The organism is Marinobacter sp. CP1 (assembly GCF_001266795.1).
Taxonomy (GTDB): domain Bacteria; phylum Pseudomonadota; class Gammaproteobacteria; order Pseudomonadales; family Oleiphilaceae; genus Marinobacter; species Marinobacter flavimaris.
The window spans coordinates 2,050,256-2,076,491 of the sequence record NZ_CP011929.1; the positions used below are offsets into that span (position 1 = coordinate 2,050,256).

Consider the following 26,236-nt stretch of genomic DNA (forward strand, 5'->3'; position numbering starts at 1 on the left):
AGCGATTCTGCAAAAAAAATCCAGAAGCAGGCGTACCTTCGGCGACAGATGACGGTCATGAGGATACACCGCCCAGATACCGTCATCGTCTTCCTGATAGTGAGTCAGCACCGGGATCAACCGCCGGGAGTCCACTGCAGCCTGAACGTAATAATCCGGCAACTGAACAATACCAATGCCCTTGAGGGCGGCATCAAGTAGTGCCCTGCCACTGTCACAACGGATGTTTCCCGTTGCCCGCACGTTGCGTGACTGGCCCGCTTCCTGAAAGCGCCAGTAATCCAGGTTTCCCAGCAAACAGTTGTGGTTCGTCAGATCGGACAGCGAGTGCGGCGTGCCGTGTGTGGCTAGATAGCTCGGCGACGCACACACGTACAAAGTGCGTGATGCCAGGCGGCGGGCCATCAGGGTCGAATCCTCGAGCTTTCCCATGCGCACGGCAAGGTCGTACCCCTCAGCGACCAGGTCCAGTATCTGGTTGGTAAATTTCATGTCCACGTCGAGTTCGGGGTATCGCAAAACAAAGTCGTTGACCAGCGGCGCATTCGATTTCGGTCTTGCTAAGCAGAGGGATAATTGGCTCAGAAGACACCGGGCGAATGTTCGCTTTTGTTTAGCTGGGTCTAGAGTAAGCCCTGGTCGCAAAGCGGACATTTGGGTAAGGCGTTCATTGCCAATGGAATAGCCTCCGCGCGGAGCTATGGGAGGTCAGGCGTTGCCGGGGTAAGTCCAATCATAGGCCAGGAGTGTCTAGTGGACCGGGGTAAGTCCACCACCGTTTTAAAAACGTCCGTGGAAACGGGGTAGAATCCAACCCGGTATTAGGTCCCACCCAGGCGTCTGCGCCGCTGAAGCAGGCTTGGCTTTTTCGCCACGTCTGAGCCTACATATAAAGTAACCATATAGTTGAAATACAACATAACTGTGCTAAAAGAAATAATGCACTAAGCAGAAAATCTCCTCCTGTATTTCGATGTATGCTTGATGTGTGCGCCAAAATCAACGTTAAGATGATGGAGCATTAACATGAGCCAGCACACTCAGACCGACCGCGAGCAAATCCAGGCTGTTACATCAAACTTGACCAAAGCCTTCTCTGAAAATCACCTGAGAAAGTTTCGGGTCATGGAACTACGAAACAGCTTCTCGGAAAAAACTACCTGCAAAGTTCAGTGGGGCCCAATGATGAGAGCGTGAGGACTTGTCGAACCAAAGCTGTTTTGGGGGTAACTCTCTCGCTTATTGATGATTTTTTCGCGGTAGGGGGGAGTCGCCCCACAAACTGACTGTCCCGCATCAACCAGAGATGATCGTGATGACAGAGCCACCTGACATTCCATCCTGGATTTCACCAATAGAACTGGTTGTCGTGCAGGGCACATCTTTTTGCAATCTGAACTGCAAGTACTGCTATCTCACCGAGGAAACCCGGCGCGACAGAGGTAGTATCCCTGTACAAAAAATCACTGATTACTTCACAAAGATTTTATCCAGTCGCTATGTAAAGGACCGTTTGGTTGTGAACTGGCACTCTGGTGAGCCGATGGTTCTCGGCACCGATTACTACGAAGCCGCTATCAACAGTATTGCAGACATTGCAACTGAACAATGTGGTTCTGATTTTCGCGTATTCCACGATTTTCAAACCAACGGGACCTTGATTGATAAACGTTGGTGTGAGTTCTTCAAACGTTACGAGGGCACTGTGACCCTTGGAGTAAGCTGCGACGGGCCTCAAGCGTTGCATGACGCATATCGCCGGGACTGGCGGAACAAGGGTTCATCTGAAAGGACCCTTTCCGGGATCCAACAGCTCATTGACCATGGAATCAAGTTCGGATTGATCGCCGTCATTTCTCCACAGGCACTTCAGCATCCTAATGAAATTTATGATTTCTTCGTTTCTTATCAGAGCCATATCTCGGAATTTCGTTTCAACCTCCTGGACGATTTCCCAGATAACGGAGAGCTTTCTTATATACGCTCTGAGCAAAGCTTCTACGACTTCCTAAAAACACTGCTGAACAGAATAGAAACCACCCCTTCCGAGAATCAGATTCTGAACATTAAGAATTTCTCTTATTTCTACGAACGACTCACAGCGACTCCTGAGCCCTCACTAACCACAACGGCCGGGTACATGAGCCAACCTTTGCGTGCCTTCAACATCGAGAGAAACGGTGATATTTCGACATTCTATGCTGGCGTTACCCAAGACGAATGCCCAAACATCTATGGTGATGGAAAAGGGCTGGTCATCGGCAACTTGAATGAGGACAGCTTGGATGACATCGTGACATCTAGGAAGCTAAAGAAGGTCTATCAGGACTTCAAACTCAGTCACTCAACCTGCGCTGAAGACTGCCCCTATTACTCGCTCTGTCCCGGAGGGTATAACCTTACAAAATACAAGCGCTTTGGGCGTTTCGATGTTAGTGAAACCCCGGAATGCCGAGTACAGATCAAGGCATTTACAGACGCGCTAATTGACCATATCAACTAAAAGGCCCGACCTAGAAGGGTAGCACACTAATGTTTGCCGACACACCAGAGCAGTGGCAGCTAAACCGCCCCCCCTTACCCCACTTCAAAGACCCGAAACAATTCCTGGAGCAAACAAGAAGTCTTTGCGCACTTCTCTCGCCGGAAACAAAAAGCATTCTGAAGAAGCTGGAGAATGGGGAGTATAAGCACTATCAATTTACTGACATCCCCATTACTGAAAGGATACCGCCAACTCCACTCGCCTACCCACCTCCGGAAGAGTCTAATGTCTCCCAGGCCACAGGAATCGTTGGATGTATCGGCCAGACTCTTGGGAAAATCTTCGGTTACCAAGAGAATAGCGACTACCTTATCTACGACATATACCCGGTTTGCGGATACGAACAATCGAGCTCCTTCATTAATTCGCGTAAAATGCTGGGGTTTCACTCGGATGGTTCCGCGCATACCCAACTGGCCCCTGACTACACGCTCTTGTTCTGCATCCGCAACGATCTACTTTCAGTTAACTTGATTGCTTATGTGGATGATGTCATCAAAATATTACCGGACAAAATAATAAAGATTCTGTTTGAACCACGATTTATACATCTGGTCAGTCAAACTCCTCAGAAAACTGTCTGTAAAGCCATACTCAATTACGAACAAGGCAACGTCACCATTAAGTACGATGAAGAGAACGTTTCCGGGACTGACAAACAATCTAGAGAAGCCATCGACATCCTTAACCTAGCCATAAGGCAGTCTGCAAAACCTGTTAAAAACTATGCAAATTCTCTCCTGATACTGAACAATAAACGCTGCTTGCATGCAAGAACCCCTTTCGAACCCCGGTACAATGGCAAGGATCGATGGATAAAAGGCACGTACGTCTCCCGAGCCCCCATCGAAAACGGAACAATTCTAAAACTCAATCCCCAAAGTTCTTCTACATATTGAAATCAGGGACGGAGGGAAAAACAAGCAGTTAATGCTGTGAGTCGTTCTCCCGCCCTTAGCCGCGGCCGCTCATGCCAGTGCTCTGATCCCAATCCGACTAAAATCCCTCCGAGCTCGGTTCGCAAAGCGGCCCTAATAGGGCCCGGTCCACCATCGTCATTCTCCAGAATACGCAACTGGAGTCCTGTATCAGCAGCCTTTCTGGCGGGCGTCCTTACATCCACGTAAAGAATAACAGTGACCGCGCATTGGCGCGGATGGTCAAGATGGGGCCCCAGGCAATCTCCTGCACTGTAGTAGGTGTAGCAACTCGCACCTTCCTCCAATTCGAGAGGTTCATTAAACAGGGCATACAAGACATTCTGAATCAGCCTTCCATGGAGAAATTCGAAACCTGCATTTCCCAACCCCGCTAGACAGGCGCTATGCAAACAGGGTTTTGTCCCGTAAACCAATCGAGCGCCCGCTCTACGTTGTGCGGCCTCTCGCTTGAGACTGGCAAGCGCGTTCGCTTCAACCGCCCCTGACAGTGCACCAAACCCGATTATCTCAAGGCTTAATGCAAGATTCTGAAGGGCTCTCGGAGCCAGACCTGATTCGAGAATTGTGGACTGATTGAAACCAGAACGCAGGGAAATATCCATTTTTACAATCCTAAACGCCGTACTGAAGTATTTAAGAGGCATTTTGCACAGTTATATTCACTATCAAGATTAAGTGGGATACCATCTTTTGCAAGAACCCGCCCGCGACTCTAAATCGGCCTTTCCACTCTCTTCCCGACGTCTCCACAATCCCGGAGCCCTTCTCTGCTTAGTAACCCCGGTTACCTTTGGACGACTATCCAGGATCACTTATCTGGATCATCTAGGAGTGATAAAAAGGTCCGCTTCTGTCTAGTCTTGTCTGGGGTACCGAAGGTCGCAAAGCGAACATTCAAATTTGGGCATAACGATGTGCTGAGTCGGGCCGCTCGACTCACTCGATAACAGGCCAAAATTGGAATTGGGCCTGTTATGCAGCCCTCACTCTTGAATTTTCAGGGTCTTCCTCGAATGGAGTCTCATCATCGAGCAGATAGTCCAAACGCCAAGTGACGTTTTCGGTATTCATTGGGCCCGCCCGTGCGGTAAGCGCTTGCAACCATGTTCCATGGCAAACCGGTCACCGATTTCAGCTGCCCGCAGATAGGACACCTAGATGACCGACGGAAAGGACTCTTCATCGGCAAAGCCTTCAGTCAGAATATCAAAAACTTTTCGAACCCTCGCCGGGACCGGCCCCCGCTGAGGTCGATAAACGTAAAGGGGCAATGGCGTTGGTTCAAACTGTCGCAACACCGGCACCAAAAGTCCTTCCCTGATGTAGGGAATTACGAGAAATGCCGCAATTTGTCCGAACGTCCAACCGTTCAATGCGGCACGCAGTTCAGTTTCCGGGTCATCCGACAGGAATCGTGGATTATGGGGCGTGTGTGTAAATCCGTTAAATCGCCATGGCCAGACCCTTCCGGAATTTCGATCAATCCTGCCTGAGATAGGACAATGCATCAGGTCCGAGATCGTTTTGGGTTCTCCTACCTCGCGGATCAATTCCGGAGTGCCTACCACCATCAAAGGAACTTTTCCGGCTTCTTTGGCGACGAACCGGTTATCCCGCAGCATGCCAACACGAATTCCTATGTCGATCTGCGCCCCGACGGTGTCGGTAACCTGGTCCTCCAATCGCAAATCAATCAAACATGCAGGGGACGTCCAGATAAAGGATTCGAGAAGAGGCAAAACACGGCCCCGGCCAATTGAGTGGGGCGCGGTAATACCTACCCTACCTTCGTAATGCTCTCTATCCGGTGATGTTGAGTCCTCGAACAGCAGCTCCAGCTCAGACAAAAGGCTGTTCGAATCCTGTAAAAACTGTTCACCGAATTTCGTCATTTGGATCCTTCGGGTACTCCGGTGAAAAAGAAGCTCTCCCAACTGATCTTCGAGCTCTTTAATTCCCCGACTGATGGTTTGGGGGGATGTACGCAACTGAAAGGCTGCATCGCGAAAACTCTCTGAGCGGGCAGCCGTCGCAAAGATTTTAAGCAAACGAAAACGATCGTACATAAACCGCAGTTCCGTAGTAGGAGCAAAAGCTCACTATTGTTCCAGTTTATGGAATTAAGAAAACCAGAAATTTTTCTGTTAAACAACCTCAACTAATGACTAATCTGAAATGACTCCAGAGGATCAAATCAACATCACAACAAAAAATGGGGAAAAGGCGCTTGGCCGACTGTGCGAAGCCCGAATCCCACGGGGAGTACCGATGTCACTATCAAGAAGAAATTTTCTCAGAAATACCCGAAATGCCCTCGTTGGAACCCTGGCATTCAGCAACGGATCAATCGCCTTACTGGCACCTTCCAGGGCCTGGTCAATGCCACTGCAGATTCTTAGCACGGCAGAGGGCGAGACAATCCTCAAACTCACCCGTCACATCTTTCCTCACGAGACCCTGGAAGATGCGGTTTATGCGTTTGTAGTCAAAGACCTCGACAAAAATCCCTCGATTCATTCCATGCTGGCTAATGGCGTGAAAGACCTTAACCAACGTGCTGGTGGTGACTGGCTTGCTCTGGGTTCGGAAGAACAATTCCGCCATGTCGAGGCAATCGCCGGCTCAGAGTTCTTCGAGACCATCCGGAGCACGGCTGTCGTCTCCCTCTATAACAATGAACTGGCCTTTGCACACTTCGGCTATGAGGGCTCCAAGGGCGACGGGGGTTACCTCTACAGCGGTTTTGATGATCTTGAATGGTTGCCAGACCCTGCCCGAGCAGACAGTGGAATCAGACCAAGCTGATTTTCCGTTGCTCCCTTTAAGAATTCCTATAAAAAAACAGTCCGGAGAAATCCCATGTCATTGACTGAAAAACAAAAAACCTTTGCCCACAACGACGATGACGTAGTCGTTATCATCGGTTCCGGGGCCGGTGGAGGAACACTGGCTAACGGCCTGGCTCAGCAAGGTATCAATACGGTCGTTCTTGAGGCTGGCCCTCTTCACGATAAGGCCGACTTTCTGGCTGATGAATGGGCTTCGTTCTCGCAACTGGCCTGGCTGGATCCCCGCACCACCTCCGGCAGTTTCCGCCTCGCCAAGGATTTCGCTGGGCTACCCGCTTGGATCGTTAAGGCGGTAGGTGGCACTACAATCCACTGGGCTGGCGCAAGTCTCCGTTTCCAACCTCACGAATTCAAGGCTTTGAGCACCTACGGCAAGGTTGACGAGGCAAACCTGCTCGACTGGCCAATCGGCTATGACGACCTGGAACCGTATTACGCAAAAGCCGAAGACCGCATGGGTGTCACGCGCACCAACGGTATTGGTGGCCTGCCCGGCAACAACAACTTCAAGGTAATGCATGCCGGCGCCGAAAAGCTTGGATACAGCTGCAACACCGGTCACATGGCCATCAATAGTCAGCCACGTGATGGTCGTCTGGCCTGCCAGCAGCGCGGCTTCTGCTTCCAGGGTTGTCGTTTCGGCGCCAAGTGGTCGACGCTGTATACCGAGTTACCCGAAGGCGTAGCAACAGGACACCTCGAAATTCGTCCCGAGTCCCACGTTGCGCGCATTGAGCATGACAAAAAAGGCCGCATCAGTGGAGTGGTCTATTTTGACAAGGACGGCAAAGAGCAGCGTCAGAAAGCGCGAGTCGTGGCGGTTGCAGGTAACTCTCTTGAGACTCCACGCATGCTGTTGAACTCTGCGTCCAGCATGTTCCCTGACGGGCTGGCAAACAGCTCCGGACAGGTGGGTCGCAACTATATGCGCCATATGACCGGTTCCGTTTATGCCACATTCGAAGAGCAGGTCAACATGTACCGTGGCACGACCATGGCGGGCATCATTTCAGATGAAGCACGCCATGACCCATCACGGGGTTTTGTAGGCGGCTATGAGATGGAAACTCTGTCCCTCGGCCTGCCATTCATGGCGGCGTTCCTGAATCCAGGCGCGTGGGGTGCCGAGTTCACCGATGCCATGGATCAATACTCCTATATGGCCGGTATGTGGCTGGTTGGCGAGGACATGCCTCGTGAGAGCAACCGCATTACGCTCAATACCGACGTCAAAGACGCCTACGGCATGCCTGTGGCGAATGTCCATTACGACGATCACCCGAACGATGTTGCAATGCGCGAGCACGCTTTTGAACGTGGTGAGGCCATTTACAATGCCGTAGGTGCCAAAAAAACCATTCGTACGCCGCCGTATCCGTCTACCCATAACCTTGGCTCATGCCGCATGAGCGCAAAGGCCCAGGACGGCGTTTGCAACGGTGTTGGACAGACCCACGACATTCCGAACCTGTTTATTTCAGATGGCAGCCAGTTCACCACCTCTGCAGCGGAAAATCCGACGCTGACCATTGTGGCCATGGCACTCCGCCAATCCGAAAAACTCGGGAAGATGCTTAAGCAGGGGGCAGTCTGAGCGCCCTCATTCAATAAACTAACCATCACTCAGGATTCGTTCTATGAGTTTTACTGGTGAAAACTACCCGGGAGTAAAATCCCCGACCAAAGAATCTTCAGGATTCCGTCTGAACCATACGATGCTCCGGATCAAAGATCCGGAGAAGGCGCTGAGCTTCTACACACACATTTTCGGGATGCGTGTGCTGCGGAAGCTGGATTTCGAGGAAATGCAGTTTTCGCTGTATTTCCTGGCCAAGCTGGATGACGACAACAACGTTCCTGAGGATAAAGGCGGTCGTACCGTCTGGACCTTCAGTCAGACAGGCATCCTGGAGCTTACACACAACTGGGGCACAGAGAGTCAGGAAAACTTCGCGTACCACGATGGAAACGCGCAACCCCAGGGCTTCGGACACATCTGTTTTTCCGTACCGGATCTGGACGCGGCAATTGCATGGTTTGACGCCAATGACGTCACCTATGTGAAACGTCCGGAACAGGGCAAGATGAAAGATGTTGCCTTTATCAAGGACGTGGACGGTTACTGGATCGAGATTGTCGAGGCGCAACGCCTGAGCAATCTGGGAGACTGATTCCTCGCCTTTTTCATGTATCAAGCACGGATCCATCTGGATCCGTGCCCAATTCAAATATGCGCTTCGTTGCGGTGAAGACAGAAGACCAGCAGGCGGTGCTGTGTCTGCATCGTATTCGAAGCGGAATAACCAAGGAACACATCGTTCGGATAAACCAGATTCGTGGATTACTGGCTGATTTCGGCCTGATTATTCCTCAGGGTCGATGGCTCGCAAGGATGAACAGGCCAAGCGACTGATGGCGATTCCCGGCATTGATCCGCATACCGCTATCGCAAAGATATTCACCTTTAATCGATCAGTCCTTTGACACTATAAAAGCAATTAGCTGTGCCTTGCATCTCTCCCATGTAATCATGAAGCGCCTGCAATTTGCACCGCCAATCATACTGGATGAAATGGCCGTGATTAGCTTGGAGACTCCGGAGAAAAGCCCTGATTTGAATGTTCGCTTCTGTTTAGTTGGGTGCAAGGGAAAGAGTACCGGCCGAACTGGCGACTTATGTCACAATAACGTGGCTGGGGCGGCAAAAATATGTATAAGACTACTCACTTGGTTTACCCCAAAAAACTGTCACGTTTTTACTTTCCAGAATTGAAGAGAGACGACGATTTTCGAGCTCTAAGGTCGCGTTTTTGGAGGCGAGTTTATTGCGCTGCTCAGTCAGCTCAACGATTTTTTCTCGCAGCTGACGGTTCTTGGCTCTCTCATCCTTGAGTTTATCGTGCTTTTCATCACGCTGTCTCTGGATCGCTTTGTTGGCATTGCCCCGGATGCGCTCCATCAGGTCAGGGTAGTCTTTGTGGATAAGGGCACGACTGACTCCGGCCTCCTCAGCCACCGCCGCTACGGAGATCTTGCGTCCCTTCTCCACCACCTTGGGCTGGCCGTTTTCCAGTCGAACAATGGCCAGACGGATACGCTTGTGGGTGTCTGATTCAGATGGCTTTGGCATCAGCCAGTTGCTCCTTGAGGCGGTTGATGTCCACGCCGAGATCGGTCAACACCTTTATACAGCGTTCCATGGTGCGCTTGACGGTCTTCAGGCCGGAGTCGGTCAGGTCGTCGATCTGACGCAGTTCAATCTGTTGTAGGTAGAGCCCTTCCCAGAACGGTTTGTGGGTATCGTCGATACAGCCGTGCTCACAGCCTTCGCATTGACCACCGGCGCAGTCCACACCCGTGTCATTGGTACACCAGGCGATGCCTGTGGAGCGCAGGTACACCAGCTCGCTGATGGCCTCGACCATCGCCCGCCGATCTTTGTAGGTGCGTACCTCCTCGGTGCGGCTGCGCATCTGAAGGATGTGACCGGCCATGCCACCGGAAAGCAGCGTATCGGGCTCCAACCAGTGACCCACAATTGCCTGACGTTTGTGATCAAACGCGGCATATATTTCGTCGTACAGCTCCAGATCCTGAGCCTCATTCATCACGTACAGGATGGTCATATCGAGGCTCCAGTGCTTGAAGTGATCCCGCAGATACCGTAGATCGCCAAGCTTGTGGTGGACCACGTAGTTGGCGAAAGTGCGCCGGAACTGGTGCGACGACAGCTTCCAGTCCAGTCCAAGAGCCTTCGTAAAGTTTTTTAAGGTTGTATCCAGAGATGCACCACTTAGTCGGGTAAGGCGGTTATTGTGGTTCGGCGGGGATTTGGTCAGTCCCACCGCGCCGGAGATCGCCCGTAAACGGGTTATTTCCTGTAGGTCTTCCGCCTCCTTGGCCGCTTCCAACGCTGCTTCCAAGCCATGCTGGAAGGGTGCTGAGAGCCGCTCCAGGACATTCACGGCTTCGATGGCAATCTTCGGGCATAGCCAGGAGGTCTTGCCCGCATGGGTTTTGTCCGAGCGGGAGACAAGGAAGTAAAATCGCTCGCCGTCCCGAACCTGGCTGAACCAGTCGCCCCGATGGATCTGGCCCAATTCATGGGCGCGGATGCCGGTGGTGGCCAGAATGATCACAAAGCACCCGTCTCGCAGGTTGGTCAGCGTTTGTTTCAGGGCTGCCACTCCCCGATCCCAGCCTCGGGTTTTCAGGAAGCGGGTTTTCTCTGTAGATTGGGTATTCGGGAGTTTCGAGCGCGGTTGATAAGCCGCCACGGCATCCCGGTGCGCCAGAAGATCGTCGGCTTGGCGGAGCAATGACTCCGCGTGCTGGAACAGCTGCTTCAGAACGTCATCGGGGATGATCTCAGTTTTGGATTTGCGATCCTGTTTCATTCCGGCCAACGCCGTGGCCGAGCCGTCGGGCCAGGGGTGATCAAAGCCGCTCGCAGTGGCCCGGAGGCCCTTCCAGCAGAGTTCGATCGCAAACAACCTGTAAAACTTTGTCGTGCCACTCAAGGGTGTTCCCGGCTTGTTGGGCAAGGTCAAACCGCGGACGTATTGCACGTAGCGTAATGCCACCAACGGGGTAACCTGCGTGTGCGAGCGAATGCCCTGACCGTGTAGCCAGTTCAGCCAATGCACCAGGTTTTCGAAGCGAGTTCTGATCGTCGCGTTGGCCAACGAATTTTCCGCCCAAATAGAGCGTGCAATCACGAGCTTGGCTTCGGCACACAGTTGCTCGCCGCTGATCCGCGTAAAGTCCAGCTTACGGTGGCTGTCGCGGTGGTTGCCGGTGTCCTTGGATTTGGGCAGCCACCACTGCGGGTCTTCGTACCTTGAGAGCACGTAGAGTGCGCCCTCGGCCCGGTCTGTGGTCATGATGCCTTGCAGCACCTCTCCACCGGGCAACGCCTTCAACAGCCGTTCGCGGTCGGTCAGCAACTCTGCGCCTGTGATTATGCTCATACCGCCATCCTCGCCATGCTGAGGTCTCGCCAGAAGGGATGGGGGTTGTGTTTGGCCTTTTCCCGTTGCTCGGACACCAGAGTCGCATCAAAGAGAGGAGCAATCTCCTCATCAATCAGACGGATGACTTGCTTGAGGTATTTCGTCCAACGCTTGCCACCAAAGGTGTCGTAGTTCCGCAGAGCGGCCCAGTAGAAGCTGAACAGCCGATACAAGTCGTCACCAGTCACCACAAAGCTCTTGCATCGGAAGCAGCCCAAGTAGTCCTGACAGGGCTCACCGTTTTTCGGGGCACGGTGCCCTCGACGGACATCCTTACACGACGACACAGGCGTTCGATCACTGGCAATGATCGTCGATGTGCTGAGCATGGCTTCCACGCGGGCTTCGCCCAGGAACCGCATGTTGGTTTCCGCTTCAGGCGGCGCTTCCCAGTAGTGGGCGTCGCCGGTCTGAACCGTATGTCGCCCCGTTCTGGCAGTAATCAACGGGTCCTGCCCGGACAGCTCCCAAACGCGATTCAGGAGCGTCTGGCGCAATCGACTGACGTTCAAAGCGAGCGGTTTGCCATCGTCCGTTTGAAGCTGGTGTCGGTCGACAAGTCGCTTGATTGATCTTTGCAAAACTTGAGCCGAAAGTCGGCAAGGTTTTCCAGCAGTAGTTCCACTACTGCTCTCGTAGACCAGCAGCCGATGTGGGTCATCGAACTGGGCGCGTATCGTGGCGTTTCTCGTATGGATCAGATCAATGGCATCGGCGGCATAGAGGTGGATACTGGCCATCTCGGCCACCTCCTCCGACTTCCGAAGAGCCACCACGTGCGTGGACCTGCCACGGCGTTTAAAGCTCACGAGCAGGCGCAGGTTGGCTTTGAGCGGGTGGGGCTGCACACAATCCGCGACCAACTCCAGGATGGGCGTCACGTTCATGCCGGTGGACAGCGCGATGGACAGGACGCACACGGTCAAATCGTAGTTGGTTAGCGGCTCCGAATGGGCCACGATGCGTTCCATCTCGATCCTTAGCGCTTTGATCAGGAGCCGCTTCTCGTTCTTGGTGAGGGCTTTCTGACTCTTAGTTCGCTTATTGAGGTTCGGGAATGGATTGCGAGGCCAGACGGTTGTCATGTCCGCCTCCGGCCAGAAGCCGAATCGATGACAGGCCCTGAGCAGAGATTTAGTAGCAGTGAAGTAGTTCTTCTGAGCCCCGTATTCGATGGGTTCGTTTCTCAGGTACTGGAGAAATTGTTTGATGGTGTCGGCGTTCAGATCCGCCATGGTCAGGCATTCTTCGCTGGCAGCGTGAAGCAGCGACAGGAAGGGCGCAAAGTAACGAAAGCCAGAGTTCCAGTAACCAACAATCGTGGTCAGGCTGAGGGACTTTCCCGTCGTTTTGACGCTCTCGGCAACCAGCTTTTCGAGGGTGCGGTGGCAGGCGGCGGTGATGTCGTCATAGCCCTGACCGTAAAACGGACTGACGTCTGCGGACCGCCTGTTTGATGTGTTTTCGGGAAAGGCAACGACGGTGTTCGCCGGTTTTAAAACCGGCGCTTGATCAACGGTGGCGGCTTTCGTCTCGGTCGCCGTCTCGCCAGCGCCCTGAACGCCGATCTCGTGCTCCTCTATCGTGAAATCCTTTTTCATGCGCAGGCTGCCTCCCTTGCCGTTTCTTCAATTTCTTCCTGATACCTGGTGCGCAGATCGTCTTCGATGTCGTCCAGAAAGTGCAGGTATTTTTCCGTGGTCGTGATGCTGTTGTGCCCCAACCGATCTCGCACATAGATCAAGGGATTGAACGTGATGCTCTTGCGGGACATCAGCGATTTCAGGGTGTGCGTCGCGTAGGTGTGACGCAGGATGTGAGGATGGCAGGCAAACGACAGTTCCAATCGGTTCAGTGAATTGTTGAGCGAGGTACGAATGCTCCAGGGATTTCCCTTTGCCGTCACGAAGAGGGTTTTGGGGGCTGTCCCGTGTTTTCGGGTCGTTTCATGACGTTCGTGAATCACGTAATCCCAGAGGTCGGCCATCAAGGAAATCGGCACATGAATCGTCCGTGGTTTGTCTCCCTTGGTGCTCATCTGTTGGGGATCAAGTTCAACCACCACATGACTTCGAGCCGAGGTCGATTGGGGTGCTGACACACAAGTAACTGGCAACGTCAGCAACTCTTCTTTTCGCAAACCGGTTAGCAAGGCCAGTCGAACGATCAACCGAAGCGTCTTGTTCTTGATATGTTTGAGCAGTTCATCCACTTGTTCTTTGTTGAGGACTTTGATCTTGGTTGGTGAGGTCTTCAGCAGCACATCCGGCTTAACGGCATACCCTCCCGATGTGTCCGTGTGTGCCAGGAATCCCTTGGGCTGTCTGACTCTTACCGTCTCAAGGTCATAAGGCAGTGTATGTACCCAACCTTGCTTCAGAGCAAATTGATAGAACTTGATGACCAGATGCAGTCGTCTGTTGACCGTCGAGGTACTGAGGTTAAAGCGATCAAAGGAAACGTCACGATACAGGGCTAACAGGGTTTCGTGATTTCGGTGATCAAGCTCTCGCCAATCAAACCCATTGGCTTCTATGAACTCGAAATAGTCACACAAGTCTCTCCCGAACGTTTCCCAACTGCTTCGGCTTTGGACACTTCCACGCTTTAAGCAGTGATAAACGAGAAACTCCATTCCTTCGACAAACACATCATGGTTGCCTTTAAGAAGAATGGGGAACCCTTGATAAGAATGGCCCCTGACCCCAAACTCTGACGTAGATAAAAGGAACTCCACCCTTGACTCTCAAATACTGTATTTTTAATCAGTATATCTGGTTTCTATTTGGGTGCAATTAAGGGGTGGCATATTCTGGGGTACAAAACATTACATAGTACCTGTTAAAGTGAAATTGAACGCGTATACCCGGAGGCCCGGGGCGCCTGTGGGAGAGGTCCTTCCAAAACTGTCTGTCGCCATGGATGGCGACAGTCAAGCGTCACATGGGTGAGGCTGAGCGTTTATGAAGCAAAGCTTCATGCTTCAGCCGAACGACTGCAATCTATGATTGCAGGCCGGACCCCGGAGGGGTGCCGCCAGGAGCGTGTTTTGGAAGGACCTCTCCCACAGGTGCCAGCCCCATAGAATTAAGAAACCAAACTACCCAAGATTCGACGAACTGAGAAGGGGACCTATGAATAACCCGTTACTGACTGACGACCTGTTGCCGAAATTTGACCATGTCCGCACCGAACACATGGAAACGGCAATTGACCAGATTCTCAGTGAAAACCGGATGAAAATCAGCCAAATCGCAGACCAGGACGATCCCACCTGGGAAACCCTGGCCCAGCCGATGCAGGCGCTGGATGACAAGCTGAGCAATGCCTGGTCAGTGATTTCGCACCTGAACGGCGTGATGAACAACGACGAGCTGCGCAAGGTTTACAAAAACTGCCTGGAGAAGCTCACCGAGTACAGCACCGAGGTGAGCCAGAATGCGGCACTCTGCAACGCCTACAAGAAGCTGGCCGAGCGAGAAGACTTCAAGAACCTGAGCGAAGCCCAGCGCAAGTCTGTGGAAAACACCCTCCGGGATTTCCATCTGGGTGGTGTCGACCTGCCGGAAGACAAGAAAAAGCAGTATGCCGAGTTGTCCCGGGAGCTGTCCGAGCTGTCCAACAAGTTCAGTGATAACGTGCTGGATGCTACCCAGCACTGGTTCAAACATATCACCGACGTCGATGAGCTCGCCGGCGTCCCCGAGACCGCTATTGAAAGCGCCAAACAGGCCGCCCGCCAGAAGGAACGGGACGGCTATGTCATCACCCTGGATTTCCCCAGCTTCTTCCCGGTCATGACCTACTGCGACAACCGGGATCTGCGCCGGGAAGTCTATGAGGCCTTTGTGACCCGCGCCTCCGACCAGGGCCCGGATGCCGGCCAGTGGGACAACACCCCGGTGATGGCGGAAATCCTCAAGCGCCGCCACGCCCAGGCCAAGCTGCTGGGCTTTGACAACTACGCCGAGCGCTCCCTGGCCACCAAGATGGCCCGCAGCAGCGAGGAGGTCCTGGACTTCCTGAACCAACTGGCGGCCAAGTCCAAGCCACAGGCCGAGAAAGAATTTGCCGAGCTCAAGGCGTTCGCGAAAGACGAGTACGGCGCCGAGGAGCTGCAGGCCTGGGATATCGGCTATTACAGCGAAAAACTTCGCCAGAAGCGCTACGACATCTCTCCGGAAACCCTGCGTCCCTGGTTCCCGGTGAACAAGGTGGTGCCCGGACTATTCCGTGTCGCAGAGAAGCTGTTCGATGTCCAGATTGAAGCGAAGCCGGAAGTGGAAACCTGGCACGAGGATGCGACGGCCTACTGTATCAGTCGCAACGGTGAGCCCCTGGCCTGGTTCTATCTCGACCTCTATGCCCGCCAAGGCAAACGTGGCGGTGCCTGGATGGCCGATTGCCGGGTGCGCTGGCGCAACCTGCGTGGCCAGCTCCAGTTGCCGGTAGCCTTCCTGACCTGCAACTTCACACCGCCGGTCAGCGGCAAGCCGTCACTGCTGACCCACGATGAGGTCACCACCCTGTTCCACGAATTCGGCCACGGCCTGCATCACATGCTGACCCAGGTGGACGTGCTGGATGTGTCCGGCATCAACGGTGTCGCCTGGGACGCCGTCGAGCTGCCCAGCCAGTTCCTGGAAAACTGGTGCTGGAATCCGGAATCCCTGGGCCTGATCGCCTCGCACCACGAAACCGGTGAGCCGCTGCCGGAAGATCTGCTGCAGAAACTGCTGGCGGCCAAGAACTTCCAGTCCGGCATGGGCATGGTGCGCCAGCTCGAATTTTCATTGTTCGACTTCCGCCTGCACGCGGAATTCACCGACGAAGCGCCCACCAACCCGCTGGATATGCATCGCAAGGTGCGAAGCGAGATTGCCGTGGTGGAAGCCCCGGAATTCAACCGCTTCCCCAACTCCTTCTCGCACATCTTTGCCGGTGGCTATGCGGCTGGCTACTACAGCTACAAGTGGGCGGAAGTGCTGGCGGCCGATGCCTTCTCCCTGTTCGAGGAAAAAGGTATCTTCGACCCGGAAACCGGCAAGGCCTTCCTCCATAATATTCTGGAGAAAGGCGGCTCACAGGAGCCGATGGAATTGTTCAAGGCCTTCCGGGGTCGCGAACCGCAGGTGGATGCGCTACTGAAACAAACCGGCATCACGGACGAAGCGGCCTGACCCAATTTGAGCCGGCAGTCGTAAAGGCTGCCGGTTGTTCCAAACGGGAGTATTTATATGGCGAGTCCAAAACGTTTTATCGCCGGCGCCGTCTGTCCTCGCTGCGCGGAGATGGACAAGATCATGATGTTCACCACCGACGACGATGACCAGGTTCGCGAGTGCGTGGCCTGTGGCTTCACCGATGCAGTGTCTGACGCCGAACAGCCGTCCAACCCCGAGCTTGAGACGCGGGTGAACAAGCGCAAGAACGAGGACGATCACACGGTCAAGCAGGTCGTGTTCTTCAAGTCTTCTGCCGACGACGAGTAAGCTGTTCTTCCTAGCCTGCAGGTTTGCGGGCGGAGAGGCCATGGGAATGCTTTTCTTCTGGGGAAAAGCAACTCGCTTCGCTCAGACATCTTTTCCCCGCCAGAAAAGCACACCCACACCCTCTCTACCTGACTCAAAAGATATTTCTTCAGAACAAGATCTTTTTAGCGATATCCGTGAGTTCTTATGTGAGGGGGCCGTACTACTTTTCCCGCCGGAAATTGATGTCTGAGCGCAGCGAGTTGCCATTTCCAAGGGAAAAGTAGTACGGCCCCCTCGCAATTCCCCTCAACACGAAGGCTACAAGGGACGGCAAACTCCAAGCTCAGAGAACCATAGCCGCCAACCACCCAAAGCCAAGCAGCGGCAAATTGTAGTGCAGGAACGTCGGCACCACGGTATCCCAGATGTGGTTGTGCTGGCCGTCGGCGTTCAGGCCGGCGGTGGGGCCGAGGGTGGAGTCGGAGGCCGGGGAACCGGCATCCCCCAGGGCGCCGGCGGTGCCGACCAGGGCCACGATGGCCAGGGGGCTGAAGCCGAGTTGCAGGGCCAGGGGCACGTATAGGGCCGCGATGATGGGGATGGTGGAGAAGGACGAGCCGATACCCATGGTAATTAGCAGACCTACCACCAGCATCAGCAGTGCGGCCATGGCCTTGTTCTCGCCGATCACGCCCACGGAGCTGTCCACCAGGCTGGCGATTTCTCCGGTTTCCCGCATCACTTCGGCAAAGCCGGAGGCGGCGATCATGATGAAGCCGATCATGGCCAGCATCTTCATACCTTCAGTGAACAGGTCATCGGCTTCTTTCCAGCGCACCACACCGGACAGGTTGAAGAGCACGAAACCGGCCAGGGCGCCCAGGATCATGGAGCCCAGCCAGAGCTGCACCACGAAGGCGGTAACGATGGCCAGCAAGGCCATAACCAGGGTGCGCGGGCTATAGCTGGTGTCTACCCGCTCGGCCTTGGTGATGGTTTCCAGGTTATAGGTGCGACCACTGCGGTAGCTGAAAAAGACTGCGATCAGCAAGCCGCACAACATGCCCAGTGCCGGCAGCGCCATGGCTTTCATGACGCTCAGACCGGAGGCGTCGACGCCGTTGGCGTTGATCTTGGCGATCAGGATTTCATTCAGGTAGATGCCGCCGAAGCCGACGGGCAGGAACATGTAGGGGGTGATCAGGCCGAAAGTCAGCACGCACGCCACCAGGCGGCGATCCATGTTCAGTTTGGCCATCACGTAGAGCAGCGGCGGTACCACCAGGGGGATGAAGGCGATGTGGATCGGCAGGATGTTCTGGGACGAGATGGCAATGGCCAGCAGCAGGCCGATGATCAGAAAGCGGATGCCGTTTACGGCGGCGCCTTCTTCCTGGCGACCGACCAGAGCCACGGCCCGGTCGGCCAGGGCGTGAGCGAGGCCGGATTTTCCGATGGCAACGGCGAAGGCACCGAGCGTGGCGTAGGACAGTGCCACGGTGGCACCGCCGCCGAGGCCGCTATTGAAGGCTTCGATGGTGGCTTCCAGGGACATTCCTGCAATCAGGCCACCGGATACGGCACCGATGATCAGGGCAACAACAACGTGGATGCGGCACAAACTCAGCACGAGCATAATCGCGACCGCGGCAACGACGGCATTCATGGCAAAACTCCGGGTAGGAATTAATAGTTGTTCCGGCCCCTTTTGGGGGCCGGCATCATGAAAAGCGCGGTAATGTGCAGGAAATGATCGCGGTAGTCAAAGCGGTTGTGTAACGGTCAGACTTCGTCAAGGCGGGCAAAGCGGGGGACCTGTTCGCCGGCCATTTCCACGGTTTCCCGGAACATGGTCAGCGGGCGTACCCAGAGGCTGTAATCACCGTACAGGCAGCGATAAACCACCATCTGTTCTTCAGTTTCACTGTGCCGGGCGATCCCGAGTACTTCGTAATCCTTGCCCTTATAGTGCCGGTAACGGCCAGGGCGTATGTCGTTCTTGCGTTCGGTCATTCTCGGCCTCGATGGTTTCAGGCTATGCTGGCCTTGCAGTTATAGAGGACGCAGCACGCGCAACCGTCTAAAATGGAAGCAACTGCAAGGATGCAAAAAGACTCAGTCAGGGCCTGAAAGTGTAGAACACCAGGAAGGGCCCGGAAACCGGAAACCGCTATGATGCGGCAGTTATCCTGCATCCTTCTGATTTTTCTGTCGCTGGCATGCCTGGCCAGCGCGCCTGTTCAGGCCGCTCCCGTCGCCTTTGACTGGCTGGAAGCGCCCGCCGATGAGCTGGCACTCGAAGACGTTCGCGCCCTGCCCCCGGGCGACTGGCAGACATCTGGCTCCAGTGAGGTGTTCAATCGTGGCTTCAGCGATGGCAGTTTCTGGCTGAAAGTCGAGATTCCGCCTGAGCCGGCGAACCGGGTGATGGAAATCGGTTATCCGTTGCTGGATGAGGTCTCTGTTTACTGGGTCCTGAACGGTGAGCTGATCCAGACCCACCATACCGGCGATACCCTGCCCTTCAGCAGTCGCCCGATTCACCATCGGAATTTTGTTTTCCTGGTGCCCTCGAACACCGAGCCGGTCACCGCCTTCGTGCGGGTGAAAACGCTGGGTTCGGTGCAGATTCCACTGGAAGTTATTCCGTCGGCGGAATTCCTCGCCAATGAGCAGTTGTCCTACGGTTGGCAGACGATGTTCCTGGGCATCATCGTTGCCATGGCGCTCTACAATCTGTTTCTGTTTGTCATCGTGCGCCATTCCACCTACTTCTGGTACGTGCTGACTGTTGTGTTTACCGGGCTGGTTCAGCTCAACTTCAATGGTGTGCTCTTCCAGTGGCTGTGGCCGAATGCCCCGGGTATCAACCGGTATTTCACCATTCCGGTTATCTGTTTCGCTCTGTTCTCCGCCATTATCTTCGCCATCCGTTTTCTCAATATCCGGTCCTACAGCCTCAGAAGTTACCGCTTCCTGCAGTGGATTCTGGCCGCCATTTCTGCCAGCTTCGTCTTTACTCTTTTTGGCAGTTACCAGACGGGGATTGTCCTGGTCAGCGCGATTGCGGCAGTGGTCACTCCCGCGGTCTGGTTCATCGGTTTCCTGGTCTGGCGGAAAGGTCAGGTATTGGGCGGTTTCTACGTTCTGGCCTGGACGCCATTGCTGATCGGCCATCTGATTCTCGCGGTCAGCAAGCTTGGCATCATGCCCCGCAGTTTCCTGACCGAGTTCATGCCTCAGATCGGCGTGGCCCTGGAGGTGGTTCTGCTTTCCTTTGCGCTTGCCTACCGGATCAACCTGGAACGTCGCAAGCGCCATGAGGCCCAGGAGCAGGCGCTGGCGATCCAGCAGCAGGCCAACCTGACCCTGGAGATGCGGGTTCAGGCGCGCACCGACGAACTGGAACGGGCCAATGAGCAGCTCAAGGCGATCAGCCTCACCGACGGTCTGACCCATGTGGCCAACCGGCGTCGGTTCGATGAAAAACTCAACGATGAGTGGCGACGGGCCCAGAGACACGGTCACCCGTTGAGCCTGTTGATGCTGGATATTGATCACTTCAAGCGGGTAAACGACGAGCTGGGACACCTGGTTGGCGACGATTGCCTGACCGCGGTGGCCGCCTTGTGCGTCGCAGAAGTGCAGCGTTCCGGGGATCTGTTGGCCCGCTATGGCGGCGAGGAATTCAGCATCCTGCTCCCGGCAACACCGGAAGAAGGCGCGGTTCGGGTTGCCGAAAAGGTACGCCAGGCCGTGGCCCGTTCGCCGGTGTACTCCGGCGAACGGGTGGCCCCGGTCAGCCTCACCATCAGTGTCGGGGTTGCCTCCCTGGTCCCGGGCCCGGGCGTGGAGCCCCAGGAGCTGATCCGTCAAGCTGATGAAGCACTCTATGCGGCCAAGGAGTCCGGCCGTAACCGTGTCATGGTGGCCCGTGATTTCAGGGCGGCGAGTGTGCCCGGCGCCTGAGTCGCGGCTCAGTTCTTCAGCTTGTAGCGCCCCGGTCCGAGGAAAATCAACGCCACTGCCGTGAACAGGAAGAAGCCCTGCAGTTCCAGTGCCCAGCCGCCGCTGCGTCCAAGGCTTAGCAACTCATTGCCGTGAACCAGGATGATGGCAAGCAGCATGTTGAAAATAATCAGTAGCGCACCGATCCGGGTCTGATAGCCAAGGATGACCATCAGAGGCGCGATTATCTCACCCACGTACACTCCGTAGGCGAGGATGGTTGGCAGGCCGTGGCTGGCCAGCTCGCCTTCGATGAAGCCGACGCCGTTGAGCAGTTTGGCAATGCCGTGGAACAGCAAGAGTCCGCCCAGGGTCAGACGGATAAACAATTTTCCCAGATCAGCGTTTTCGAGCAAGGTGCGGGTCTCCATTTTACAGGTTGCGAATGTCAGGGTACAGCGGCAGAAGCTGTTTGATCAGCCGGTTCTGGGCGCCGGTCGGTATGTCGTTCTGCTCCATGGCCAGAATCAGGTTCTCGGCCAGGGCATTGAACTGTGTATTGGTGATGGCCATGTCGGAATGCAGCTCGCGCATCTCCCGCCCGGTGTAGGTGCAGGGCCCGCCACTGAGCTCGCACAGCTGGTCTGTCAGGTTGTGGTGGAACTGGTCGACATCCATGCCCTTGAACTGCTGGTTGATGCGATCGTCGTCCACAATCAGGTAGAGCAGATCCTCCACGACGTTGGCGATGCCTTCACGTTCACCGAGCTGTTGATATAGGGAATCATCGGGTTTGTTGTTCAGACTCTGGCAGCCACCTAGAACCAGTGCGATCGCTGACAACAGGGCGACGAACAGGGGTTTCAGGTTCAGGTTGGTCATGATCAGAAACTCCCCTGCAGCGACAGATACAGACCTTGCTGGTCTTCCAGGGTGGCAACGTCACCCAGGTTGACCAGGGCCCCTGTGACAGCCAGGCGACGGTCCGGCACCCAGGCCACGAACAGGTCCCACCAGTCATTCTCGCTGGCAAAGCCCAGGTTGTCCGGCTTTTGACGGTATTCCGCGCCCACCAGCCACTGGCGGTTGAGGAAAAGCCCGACGCTGCCCTCCATCATCAGTTCGTGGCTGTTGTTACGGTCGCCGCCAAAGCCCAGGAGTCCACCCTGGTTGGCCCGGGTAGCCCTGGCGGTCAGGTTTACCAGCAGGTTTCGCTCCTTCACCGCGGCGAAGAACAGCTTGCTGCCACTGACATAGACATCGGTGCCACTGTCATCCCGGGCGCCGATCGCCGAGGGTACGGTGAAATCCCTCTGGCGCTTGTACTGAACGCCCGCAGACCACTGGCCCCAGGGACTGTACAACACATCGCCGGCGAGCCGGACCTTGGCGCCGAAAATATCCTGATTCAGTTCATCCTGCTCCAGGCCAAAGCCGTCCTTGAGGGTAAACACCAGGCTGTCCAGATCCAGGGTCTGGCGGGCCACGGTGATCTCCAGGCGGTTATTCCAGTTCAGCCCGGCACCGGTCACCGAGAGAGAGTAATCGTCCACTTCGGCCCGGCTGAGTGCCACGGTGCCGCCCCACTCCTCGTCGCTGGCGTAGCTGCCCAGTAGAGCCCAGGGAACCAGGCCACCGCCGGCACTGCCCTCAATGGTGGTGACGCCTCCGGTCGCCCAGATCCGGCTGCCGATGTCGGCCATGGCGGCCGGTGCCATCAGAAGCGCCACGGTCAGTGTCATCAGACGTCTCTTTATCATTCTGAATACTCCGGGTTGGGTCGGCTCAGCTCTCCTTTGCGGGCAGCCAGGGACAGCGCAGTCTCCGGCAGATCCTCGGGGGCAATCGGGCGGCTCAGGTAAAAACCCTGGCCGAGGTTGCAGCCCCAGTGTTGCAGCAGCTGCCAGGCTTCCAGGTTCTCGATCCCTTCTGCCACGACCTTCAGCCCGAGGCCGTGGGCCATATCAATGGTGGACCGGACAATCAGCTGGTCCTGGGGCTCGGAATCCAGCTTCAGCACGAATGACTTGTCGATTTTCAGCTCCTGTACCGGCAGCTTGCGCAGCTGGGACAACGAGGAGTAGCCGGTGCCAAAGTCGTCCACCGACAGGGTCACTCCCAGCGCCCTGAGCTGGTTCAGGGTGGCCATGGCCTCTTCCGGATCTTCCATCAGGGCACTTTCCGTGACTTCCAGGGTCACCCGTTCCAGATCGTGGTGCCAATCGTGAAAGGTTTCCGCGATGTGCCGGGTCAGGGCGGGCCAGGTGAGGTCCATGGCGGACAGATTGATGGCAACGCCCGCGTCAACACCCTGCTCGTGCCATCGCCGGGCATCGCTGGCCACCCGTTGCAGGATATGGGCTGTCAGGTCGTGGATCTGCCCTGACTGTTCGGCGAGAAAGATGAACTCCTCGGGGGAAATAAAGCCCAGTTCCGGGTGAATCCATCGCACCAGGGCCTCTACCTGCACCAATTCGCCGGTCTGGCTGTTCAGTTTGGGCTGGTAGTTCATGTGCAACCCGTTATGCAGAATTGCGGCGTGCAGGTCGGTGATCAGTTTCAGTTCTCTGAGGTGACTCTCATCCTGCCCGGGCTTGTAGCGCGTGAAGGCTTCGGGGTGGGCCTCCGCCTGCTCGAAGGTGAGATTGAGCCGGCGACGCAGGGCGTCGGTATCCGAGGCATCTTCCGGCAGTTCCATGGTGACGATGGTGACCCTGAGGGAGAAGGGCGTCTGGTCTACCTGCAAGGGAGATTCGATGAGCGCGTGCAGTTGCCGGATTCTGTCACTGCCTTGCTCCGGGGGCAGTGAAGGGATCAGGGCCAGGAATTCGCCGCCACCGGTGCGGGCGAGGATATGGGCGTCCGGGAGTTCCTGCTGCAGGCGCTTGGCAATACCGATCAGGACCTTGTCGCCGAATTCCAGCCCCAGGGTGTCGTTGATATCGGAGAGATCGTTGAGCCGGATCCCCACCAGTGAACCCGTGCCACGGTTCTCAAACAGCTCGGCGGCCTCCTGCATCAGGGCGTTGCGGTTTTTCAGTCCGGTGACGTCATCGTGGGTTGCCGCATAGCGGATCTGGGCTTCCCGCTCCCGAAGGCCAGACAGCATATCCCGCAGGGCGTTGCGGAGCTGGGTCAGTTCGCCGCCGGCCCGGATGGCCGGTGCCTCGGGTGTGGTGCCCTCACCGATAGCCCGCGCGTAGCTTGCCAGCTGCAAAACCGGGCGCCCGAGGTTCCGGGCAATGACCAGCGCCAGCAGAATGGCGAAAATCAGGATGGCGGTCACCAGCAGGGCAATTTCCACCGCTCGCCGGTAGTAATTCTGGAGCGTGGCATCACGGCTGATCAGGAGCACGGCCTGGACGGCGGCGGGGTCTGATTCGCCCAGGTTGATGATCCGGGTGAAATAACCGGCACTTTCAATAAAATTGGCGTTGGCGGATGCGCCTGCAAGCTCCTGTTCCAGCTTGGCATCGATGCTGCTGGTGGCGGCAAAACTGTTCAGGTTGTCGTTCTGGTTCGATCGCGCCCGGAAGATCACCGAGGTGCCACTGAGCCTGGCGATGACCTCTGCCAGGGACTGGTCCATGGCAAAGCCGCTGACCAGCGAGGCCCGAAGCCCCGGGGCCTCTATCGGGATGATGAGAATCTCGTAGCCCCTGCCATCAATGGCCCGCAGTGACCGGGTAAACCCATTACGACGGGTGCTTGTCAGCTGTTCCTGGCTGACGGCAGGAAAAGGGTTTTGCAGGGTCGAAGCCAGGGGCTCTCCCTGACTGTCCAGCAAGAGCGCGAAGTCGGCACCCACCCTGCCGCTGTGGTTTTCCAGGGCACTGTCGATGGTTGCCGGGTCGCGGCTGGCAATGGCCGAGCGAAAGCCGAAATCCTGCACCACAACACTGAGCCGGGACAGTTCCAGATCGGTCCGGCGATCAATGACCTCGTTGGTCAGCCGCTCTCCGATGGCCAGCTGTTCCAGTGCACGGCTTTTTTCATCCTCGAACAGGTACACCATCAGCAGGGCGATGATCACCAGGCTGACCAGCGCCACCAGTGAGATCATCGCCGCAATAAGCCGGCCCCGGAATCCGAGACGAGATACCAGACCCATCAAAGCTCCCGAAAGCGCTGCTGGAGACGGTCCAGCGAGCCTTCTGCGGCAGGCTCGGGCTCAAGATTGAGGGTGACGATTGCGGACTCGCTATCACGTTCGATTTCACGGGTGACCGGGCGGGTATTATCCGGCAGCCGTGGGTGCCAGATCTCAAGTGTCACCGTGCCCTGGCTGCCCTCGCTGGGCAGTGTATCGAGCGACAGGGTGACCTTGCCGGAGGTATCTGTCCGGCCGGTGTCAGCGGTGTCGGTGACCACCACAAAGCCCTGCATGTGGTCGTGAATGTTGCAGCCCAGTTCAACGATGCCTGGCTTGTCGAAAACAATGGGAGCCGCCGGGCGGTCGGCGTAAAGCTCGATGTTGAAGGTTTTTGCCGGCGAGAAGGAATACACGTGATGCTGGGTATTGTCGCGATTCGGGAAATCCACGCTGGAGCCGACTGGCACCACCAGTACATGGGGATGGAAGGCGCGATCCTTCTGATAGATTTCGGCAGAAACCGGTGTTGCCGGACGGGCACTGTCTACGGAAACCACGGCATTGGCCACGGGTTCGGTGTTGCCTTCCAGGGTGACGGTTACGGACAGCTCGTACGCGTTGGCTGTCGATACCATGGCAGAAATCAACAGTCCCGCCAGCACTGCAATCGCTGATACTTTCATTAAACCTCTGAACCTGTCAGGCCAGGCCGGACCCGAGAGAAAATCGAATGTGGTTCCTTACCAGCAGATTTTCCCAGTAATGCCGCATCCAGTCCCAGGCGGCGTTGTTCACCTGCTCGACAAACGGGTCGAGGTTGAGTTCGTAGTAGTCCGGCGTGCCTGCTATCTGCAACACGGTTACGGTGATGGAGTCGTCCAGCTCGTTGGCAAAGGGCTCGCCGATAAGCTGATGAGCCAGAAGATTAGCACGAGTTGCTTCCATATCCACGATTTCGCTGGCCCGGGTACACCGGTTGTTTTCGTACATTTCTTCCATCAACCGATGACAAAGGTAGGCGCGGATCAGTAGGCCATCGAGACCGTCGTAGCGAACCAGGAGCGCTGATGGCTGAGTAAAATACCGGATGGCGGCATTCACAAAGGGCTCAAACAGATCGGCTTTTCCGGCTTCCCGGGCACAGGCTTCAACGCATTCGATGAGCCTTGGTGCCATTTCGATGTACTCAACCACGAACTGGAACAGGCAGGTGGCGGGCTGATACCCCTCAATAGTGACCGCAGACGGGAGCGCGGCAACCTTTTCGTGAAGCTGTCGGAGGAAGGTCCCGGAGCGGGCTTCCTTGCGCCGCGCCTGGTCAATAATCTCAAGGACTACCTGTGGTGTCATTTCAGGAGAAGCCGATGTCTGAAC

22 protein-coding genes and 2 pseudogenes are annotated in these 26,236 nt (G+C 55.7%); 10 read left to right on the forward strand and 14 right to left on the reverse strand.

The window, feature by feature from the left end:
• Positions 1-24: 24 nt before the first annotated feature.
• Positions 25-654 (reverse strand): annotated as a pseudogene (locus ACP86_RS22090) (LysR substrate-binding domain-containing protein); the annotation flags it as partial.
• A 661-nt stretch (positions 655-1,315) separates the two neighbouring features.
• On the opposite strand from ACP86_RS22090, the gene ACP86_RS09485 reads away from it, so the two are divergent.
• A complete protein-coding gene (locus ACP86_RS09485) occupies positions 1,316-2,503 on the forward strand; it encodes a radical SAM protein (RefSeq protein WP_176443093.1) in 1,188 nt (395 codons plus the stop codon).
• 29 nt (positions 2,504-2,532) lie between these two features.
• Positions 2,533-3,444: a TauD/TfdA family dioxygenase gene (locus tag ACP86_RS09490; protein ID WP_053113456.1), complete on the forward strand. Its 912-nt coding sequence runs from the start codon at positions 2,533-2,535 to the stop codon at positions 3,442-3,444.
• 1,196 nt (positions 3,445-4,640) lie between these two features.
• Here ACP86_RS09490 and ACP86_RS09500 read toward each other — a convergent pair.
• Entirely contained in the window at positions 4,641-5,552 is a 912-nt protein-coding gene (locus ACP86_RS09500; RefSeq protein ID WP_053113458.1) for a LysR family transcriptional regulator, read from the reverse strand.
• A gap of 313 nt (positions 5,553-5,865) precedes the next feature.
• Here ACP86_RS09500 and ACP86_RS09505 point away from each other — a divergent pair, with 313 nt between their 5' ends.
• From ACP86_RS09505 to ACP86_RS23195, 4 genes and pseudogenes are all read left to right on the forward strand, one after another.
• A complete protein-coding gene (locus tag ACP86_RS09505) occupies positions 5,866-6,291 on the forward strand; it encodes a hypothetical protein (RefSeq protein ID WP_200905087.1) in 426 nt (141 codons plus the stop codon).
• Positions 6,292-6,345: 54 nt separating this feature from the next.
• Positions 6,346-7,929 carry a GMC family oxidoreductase gene (locus tag ACP86_RS09510; protein WP_053113459.1) on the forward strand — a complete coding sequence of 528 codons (1,584 nt, stop codon included), beginning with the start codon at positions 6,346-6,348 and terminating at the stop codon, positions 7,927-7,929.
• 43 nt (positions 7,930-7,972) lie between these two features.
• On the forward strand, positions 7,973-8,506 hold the full coding sequence (gene gloA, locus ACP86_RS09515) for a lactoylglutathione lyase (protein ID WP_053113460.1): 534 nt from the start codon (positions 7,973-7,975) through the stop codon (positions 8,504-8,506).
• 41 nt (positions 8,507-8,547) lie between these two features.
• Positions 8,548-8,712 (forward strand): annotated as a pseudogene (locus tag ACP86_RS23195) (IS110 family transposase); the annotation flags it as partial.
• Between the two features lie 342 nt (positions 8,713-9,054).
• Here the strand turns inward: ACP86_RS23195 and ACP86_RS09525 are convergent.
• The 4 genes from ACP86_RS09525 to ACP86_RS09540 are packed head-to-tail and all read right to left on the reverse strand — an operon-like array spanning position 9,055 to position 13,997.
• Positions 9,055-9,465 carry a DUF6262 family protein gene (locus tag ACP86_RS09525; protein ID WP_053113462.1) on the reverse strand — a complete coding sequence of 137 codons (411 nt, stop codon included), beginning with the start codon at positions 9,463-9,465 and terminating at the stop codon, positions 9,055-9,057.
• Positions 9,449-11,305 carry a tyrosine-type recombinase/integrase gene (locus ACP86_RS09530; RefSeq protein ID WP_053113463.1) on the reverse strand — a complete coding sequence of 619 codons (1,857 nt, stop codon included), beginning with the start codon at positions 11,303-11,305 and terminating at the stop codon, positions 9,449-9,451. The genes ACP86_RS09525 and ACP86_RS09530 overlap by 17 nt, the downstream gene beginning before the upstream one ends.
• Complete coding sequence (locus ACP86_RS09535) at positions 11,302-12,948, reverse strand: hypothetical protein (RefSeq protein ID WP_053113464.1); 1,647 nt, start codon at positions 12,946-12,948, stop codon at positions 11,302-11,304. Before ACP86_RS09535 ends, ACP86_RS09530 begins: the two co-directional genes overlap by 4 nt.
• On the reverse strand, positions 12,945-13,997 hold the full coding sequence (locus ACP86_RS09540) for a tyrosine-type recombinase/integrase (RefSeq protein WP_227507859.1): 1,053 nt from the start codon (positions 13,995-13,997) through the stop codon (positions 12,945-12,947). Before ACP86_RS09540 ends, ACP86_RS09535 begins: the two co-directional genes overlap by 4 nt.
• A 484-nt stretch (positions 13,998-14,481) precedes the next feature.
• Between ACP86_RS09540 and prlC the strand changes: the two genes are divergently transcribed.
• Genes prlC through ACP86_RS22625 form a run of 3 tightly spaced genes read left to right on the forward strand, consistent with a single transcriptional unit; the run spans position 14,482 to position 17,071 of the window.
• Positions 14,482-16,527: an oligopeptidase A gene (gene prlC, locus ACP86_RS09545; RefSeq protein ID WP_053113466.1), complete on the forward strand. Its 2,046-nt coding sequence runs from the start codon at positions 14,482-14,484 to the stop codon at positions 16,525-16,527.
• 57 nt (positions 16,528-16,584) lie between these two features.
• Positions 16,585-16,839, forward strand: coding sequence for a YheV family putative zinc ribbon protein (locus ACP86_RS09550; RefSeq protein ID WP_041645867.1), 255 nt, complete (start codon positions 16,585-16,587; stop codon positions 16,837-16,839).
• A gap of 40 nt (positions 16,840-16,879) precedes the next feature.
• The gene (locus ACP86_RS22625; protein WP_139216041.1) at positions 16,880-17,071 is read left to right on the forward strand and encodes a hypothetical protein; all 192 of its coding nucleotides are present in this window, start codon (positions 16,880-16,882) and stop codon (positions 17,069-17,071) included.
• Between the two features lie 93 nt (positions 17,072-17,164).
• On the opposite strand, the gene ACP86_RS09555 is transcribed toward ACP86_RS22625, so the two are convergent.
• Together ACP86_RS09555 and ACP86_RS09560 are read right to left on the reverse strand one after the other, a co-directional pair.
• Positions 17,165-18,487: a Na+/H+ antiporter family protein gene (locus tag ACP86_RS09555; RefSeq protein WP_053113467.1), complete on the reverse strand. Its 1,323-nt coding sequence runs from the start codon at positions 18,485-18,487 to the stop codon at positions 17,165-17,167.
• Positions 18,488-18,603: 116 nt separating this feature from the next.
• Positions 18,604-18,834, reverse strand: a complete 231-nt coding sequence (locus ACP86_RS09560; RefSeq protein WP_008176702.1) for a DUF1653 domain-containing protein — start codon at positions 18,832-18,834, stop codon at positions 18,604-18,606.
• 159 nt (positions 18,835-18,993) lie between these two features.
• Here ACP86_RS09560 and ACP86_RS09565 point away from each other — a divergent pair, with 159 nt between their 5' ends.
• On the forward strand, positions 18,994-20,790 hold the full coding sequence (locus ACP86_RS09565; protein ID WP_176443092.1) for a diguanylate cyclase: 1,797 nt from the start codon (positions 18,994-18,996) through the stop codon (positions 20,788-20,790).
• Between the two features lie 8 nt (positions 20,791-20,798).
• Here ACP86_RS09565 and ACP86_RS09570 read toward each other — a convergent pair whose 3' ends face one another.
• Genes ACP86_RS09570 through ACP86_RS09595 form a run of 6 tightly spaced genes read right to left on the reverse strand, consistent with a single transcriptional unit; the run spans position 20,799 to position 26,212 of the window.
• Positions 20,799-21,185 (reverse strand): DoxX family protein, encoded by a 387-nt coding sequence (locus ACP86_RS09570; RefSeq protein ID WP_053115510.1) that lies wholly within the window; start codon positions 21,183-21,185, stop codon positions 20,799-20,801.
• 16 nt (positions 21,186-21,201) lie between these two features.
• Complete coding sequence (locus ACP86_RS09575; protein WP_053113468.1) at positions 21,202-21,651, reverse strand: group I truncated hemoglobin; 450 nt, start codon at positions 21,649-21,651, stop codon at positions 21,202-21,204.
• 2 nt (positions 21,652-21,653) lie between these two features.
• Positions 21,654-22,529 (reverse strand): DUF3034 family protein, encoded by an 876-nt coding sequence (locus tag ACP86_RS09580; RefSeq protein ID WP_053113469.1) that lies wholly within the window; start codon positions 22,527-22,529, stop codon positions 21,654-21,656.
• Positions 22,526-24,880, reverse strand: a complete 2,355-nt coding sequence (locus tag ACP86_RS09585; protein WP_008176710.1) for a putative bifunctional diguanylate cyclase/phosphodiesterase — start codon at positions 24,878-24,880, stop codon at positions 22,526-22,528. The genes ACP86_RS09580 and ACP86_RS09585 overlap by 4 nt, the downstream gene beginning before the upstream one ends.
• Complete coding sequence (locus ACP86_RS09590; protein WP_008176712.1) at positions 24,880-25,545, reverse strand: methylamine utilization protein; 666 nt, start codon at positions 25,543-25,545, stop codon at positions 24,880-24,882. Before ACP86_RS09590 ends, ACP86_RS09585 begins: the two co-directional genes overlap by 1 nt.
• Before the next feature lie 16 nt (positions 25,546-25,561).
• A complete protein-coding gene (locus ACP86_RS09595) occupies positions 25,562-26,212 on the reverse strand; it encodes a hypothetical protein (RefSeq protein WP_008176713.1) in 651 nt (216 codons plus the stop codon).
• Between the last annotated feature and the right edge of the window lie 24 nt (positions 26,213-26,236).

Coding starts and splice junctions, on each gene's coding strand:
- ACP86_RS09485 (WP_176443093.1), top strand. CDS start 1,316: ATGACAGAGCCACCTGACATTCCATCCTGGATTTCACCAATAGAACTG.
- ACP86_RS09490 (WP_053113456.1), top strand. CDS start 2,533: ATGTTTGCCGACACACCAGAGCAGTGGCAGCTAAACCGCCCCCCCTTA.
- ACP86_RS09500 (WP_053113458.1), bottom strand. CDS start 5,552: ATGTACGATCGTTTTCGTTTGCTTAAAATCTTTGCGACGGCTGCCCGC.
- ACP86_RS09505 (WP_200905087.1), top strand. CDS start 5,866: ATGCCACTGCAGATTCTTAGCACGGCAGAGGGCGAGACAATCCTCAAA.
- ACP86_RS09510 (WP_053113459.1), top strand. CDS start 6,346: ATGTCATTGACTGAAAAACAAAAAACCTTTGCCCACAACGACGATGAC.
- gloA (WP_053113460.1), top strand. CDS start 7,973: ATGAGTTTTACTGGTGAAAACTACCCGGGAGTAAAATCCCCGACCAAA.
- ACP86_RS09525 (WP_053113462.1), bottom strand. CDS start 9,465: ATGCCAAAGCCATCTGAATCAGACACCCACAAGCGTATCCGTCTGGCC.
- ACP86_RS09530 (WP_053113463.1), bottom strand. CDS start 11,305: ATGAGCATAATCACAGGCGCAGAGTTGCTGACCGACCGCGAACGGCTG.
- ACP86_RS09535 (WP_053113464.1), bottom strand. CDS start 12,948: ATGAAAAAGGATTTCACGATAGAGGAGCACGAGATCGGCGTTCAGGGC.
- prlC (WP_053113466.1), top strand. CDS start 14,482: ATGAATAACCCGTTACTGACTGACGACCTGTTGCCGAAATTTGACCAT.
- ACP86_RS09550 (WP_041645867.1), top strand. CDS start 16,585: ATGGCGAGTCCAAAACGTTTTATCGCCGGCGCCGTCTGTCCTCGCTGC.
- ACP86_RS22625 (WP_139216041.1), top strand. CDS start 16,880: ATGGGAATGCTTTTCTTCTGGGGAAAAGCAACTCGCTTCGCTCAGACA.
- ACP86_RS09555 (WP_053113467.1), bottom strand. CDS start 18,487: ATGAATGCCGTCGTTGCCGCGGTCGCGATTATGCTCGTGCTGAGTTTG.
- ACP86_RS09560 (WP_008176702.1), bottom strand. CDS start 18,834: ATGACCGAACGCAAGAACGACATACGCCCTGGCCGTTACCGGCACTAT.
- ACP86_RS09565 (WP_176443092.1), top strand. CDS start 18,994: ATGATGCGGCAGTTATCCTGCATCCTTCTGATTTTTCTGTCGCTGGCA.
- ACP86_RS09575 (WP_053113468.1), bottom strand. CDS start 21,651: ATGACCAACCTGAACCTGAAACCCCTGTTCGTCGCCCTGTTGTCAGCG.
- ACP86_RS09580 (WP_053113469.1), bottom strand. CDS start 22,529: ATGATAAAGAGACGTCTGATGACACTGACCGTGGCGCTTCTGATGGCA.
- ACP86_RS09585 (WP_008176710.1), bottom strand. CDS start 24,880: ATGGGTCTGGTATCTCGTCTCGGATTCCGGGGCCGGCTTATTGCGGCG.
- ACP86_RS09590 (WP_008176712.1), bottom strand. CDS start 25,545: ATGAAAGTATCAGCGATTGCAGTGCTGGCGGGACTGTTGATTTCTGCC.
- ACP86_RS09595 (WP_008176713.1), bottom strand. CDS start 26,212: ATGACACCACAGGTAGTCCTTGAGATTATTGACCAGGCGCGGCGCAAG.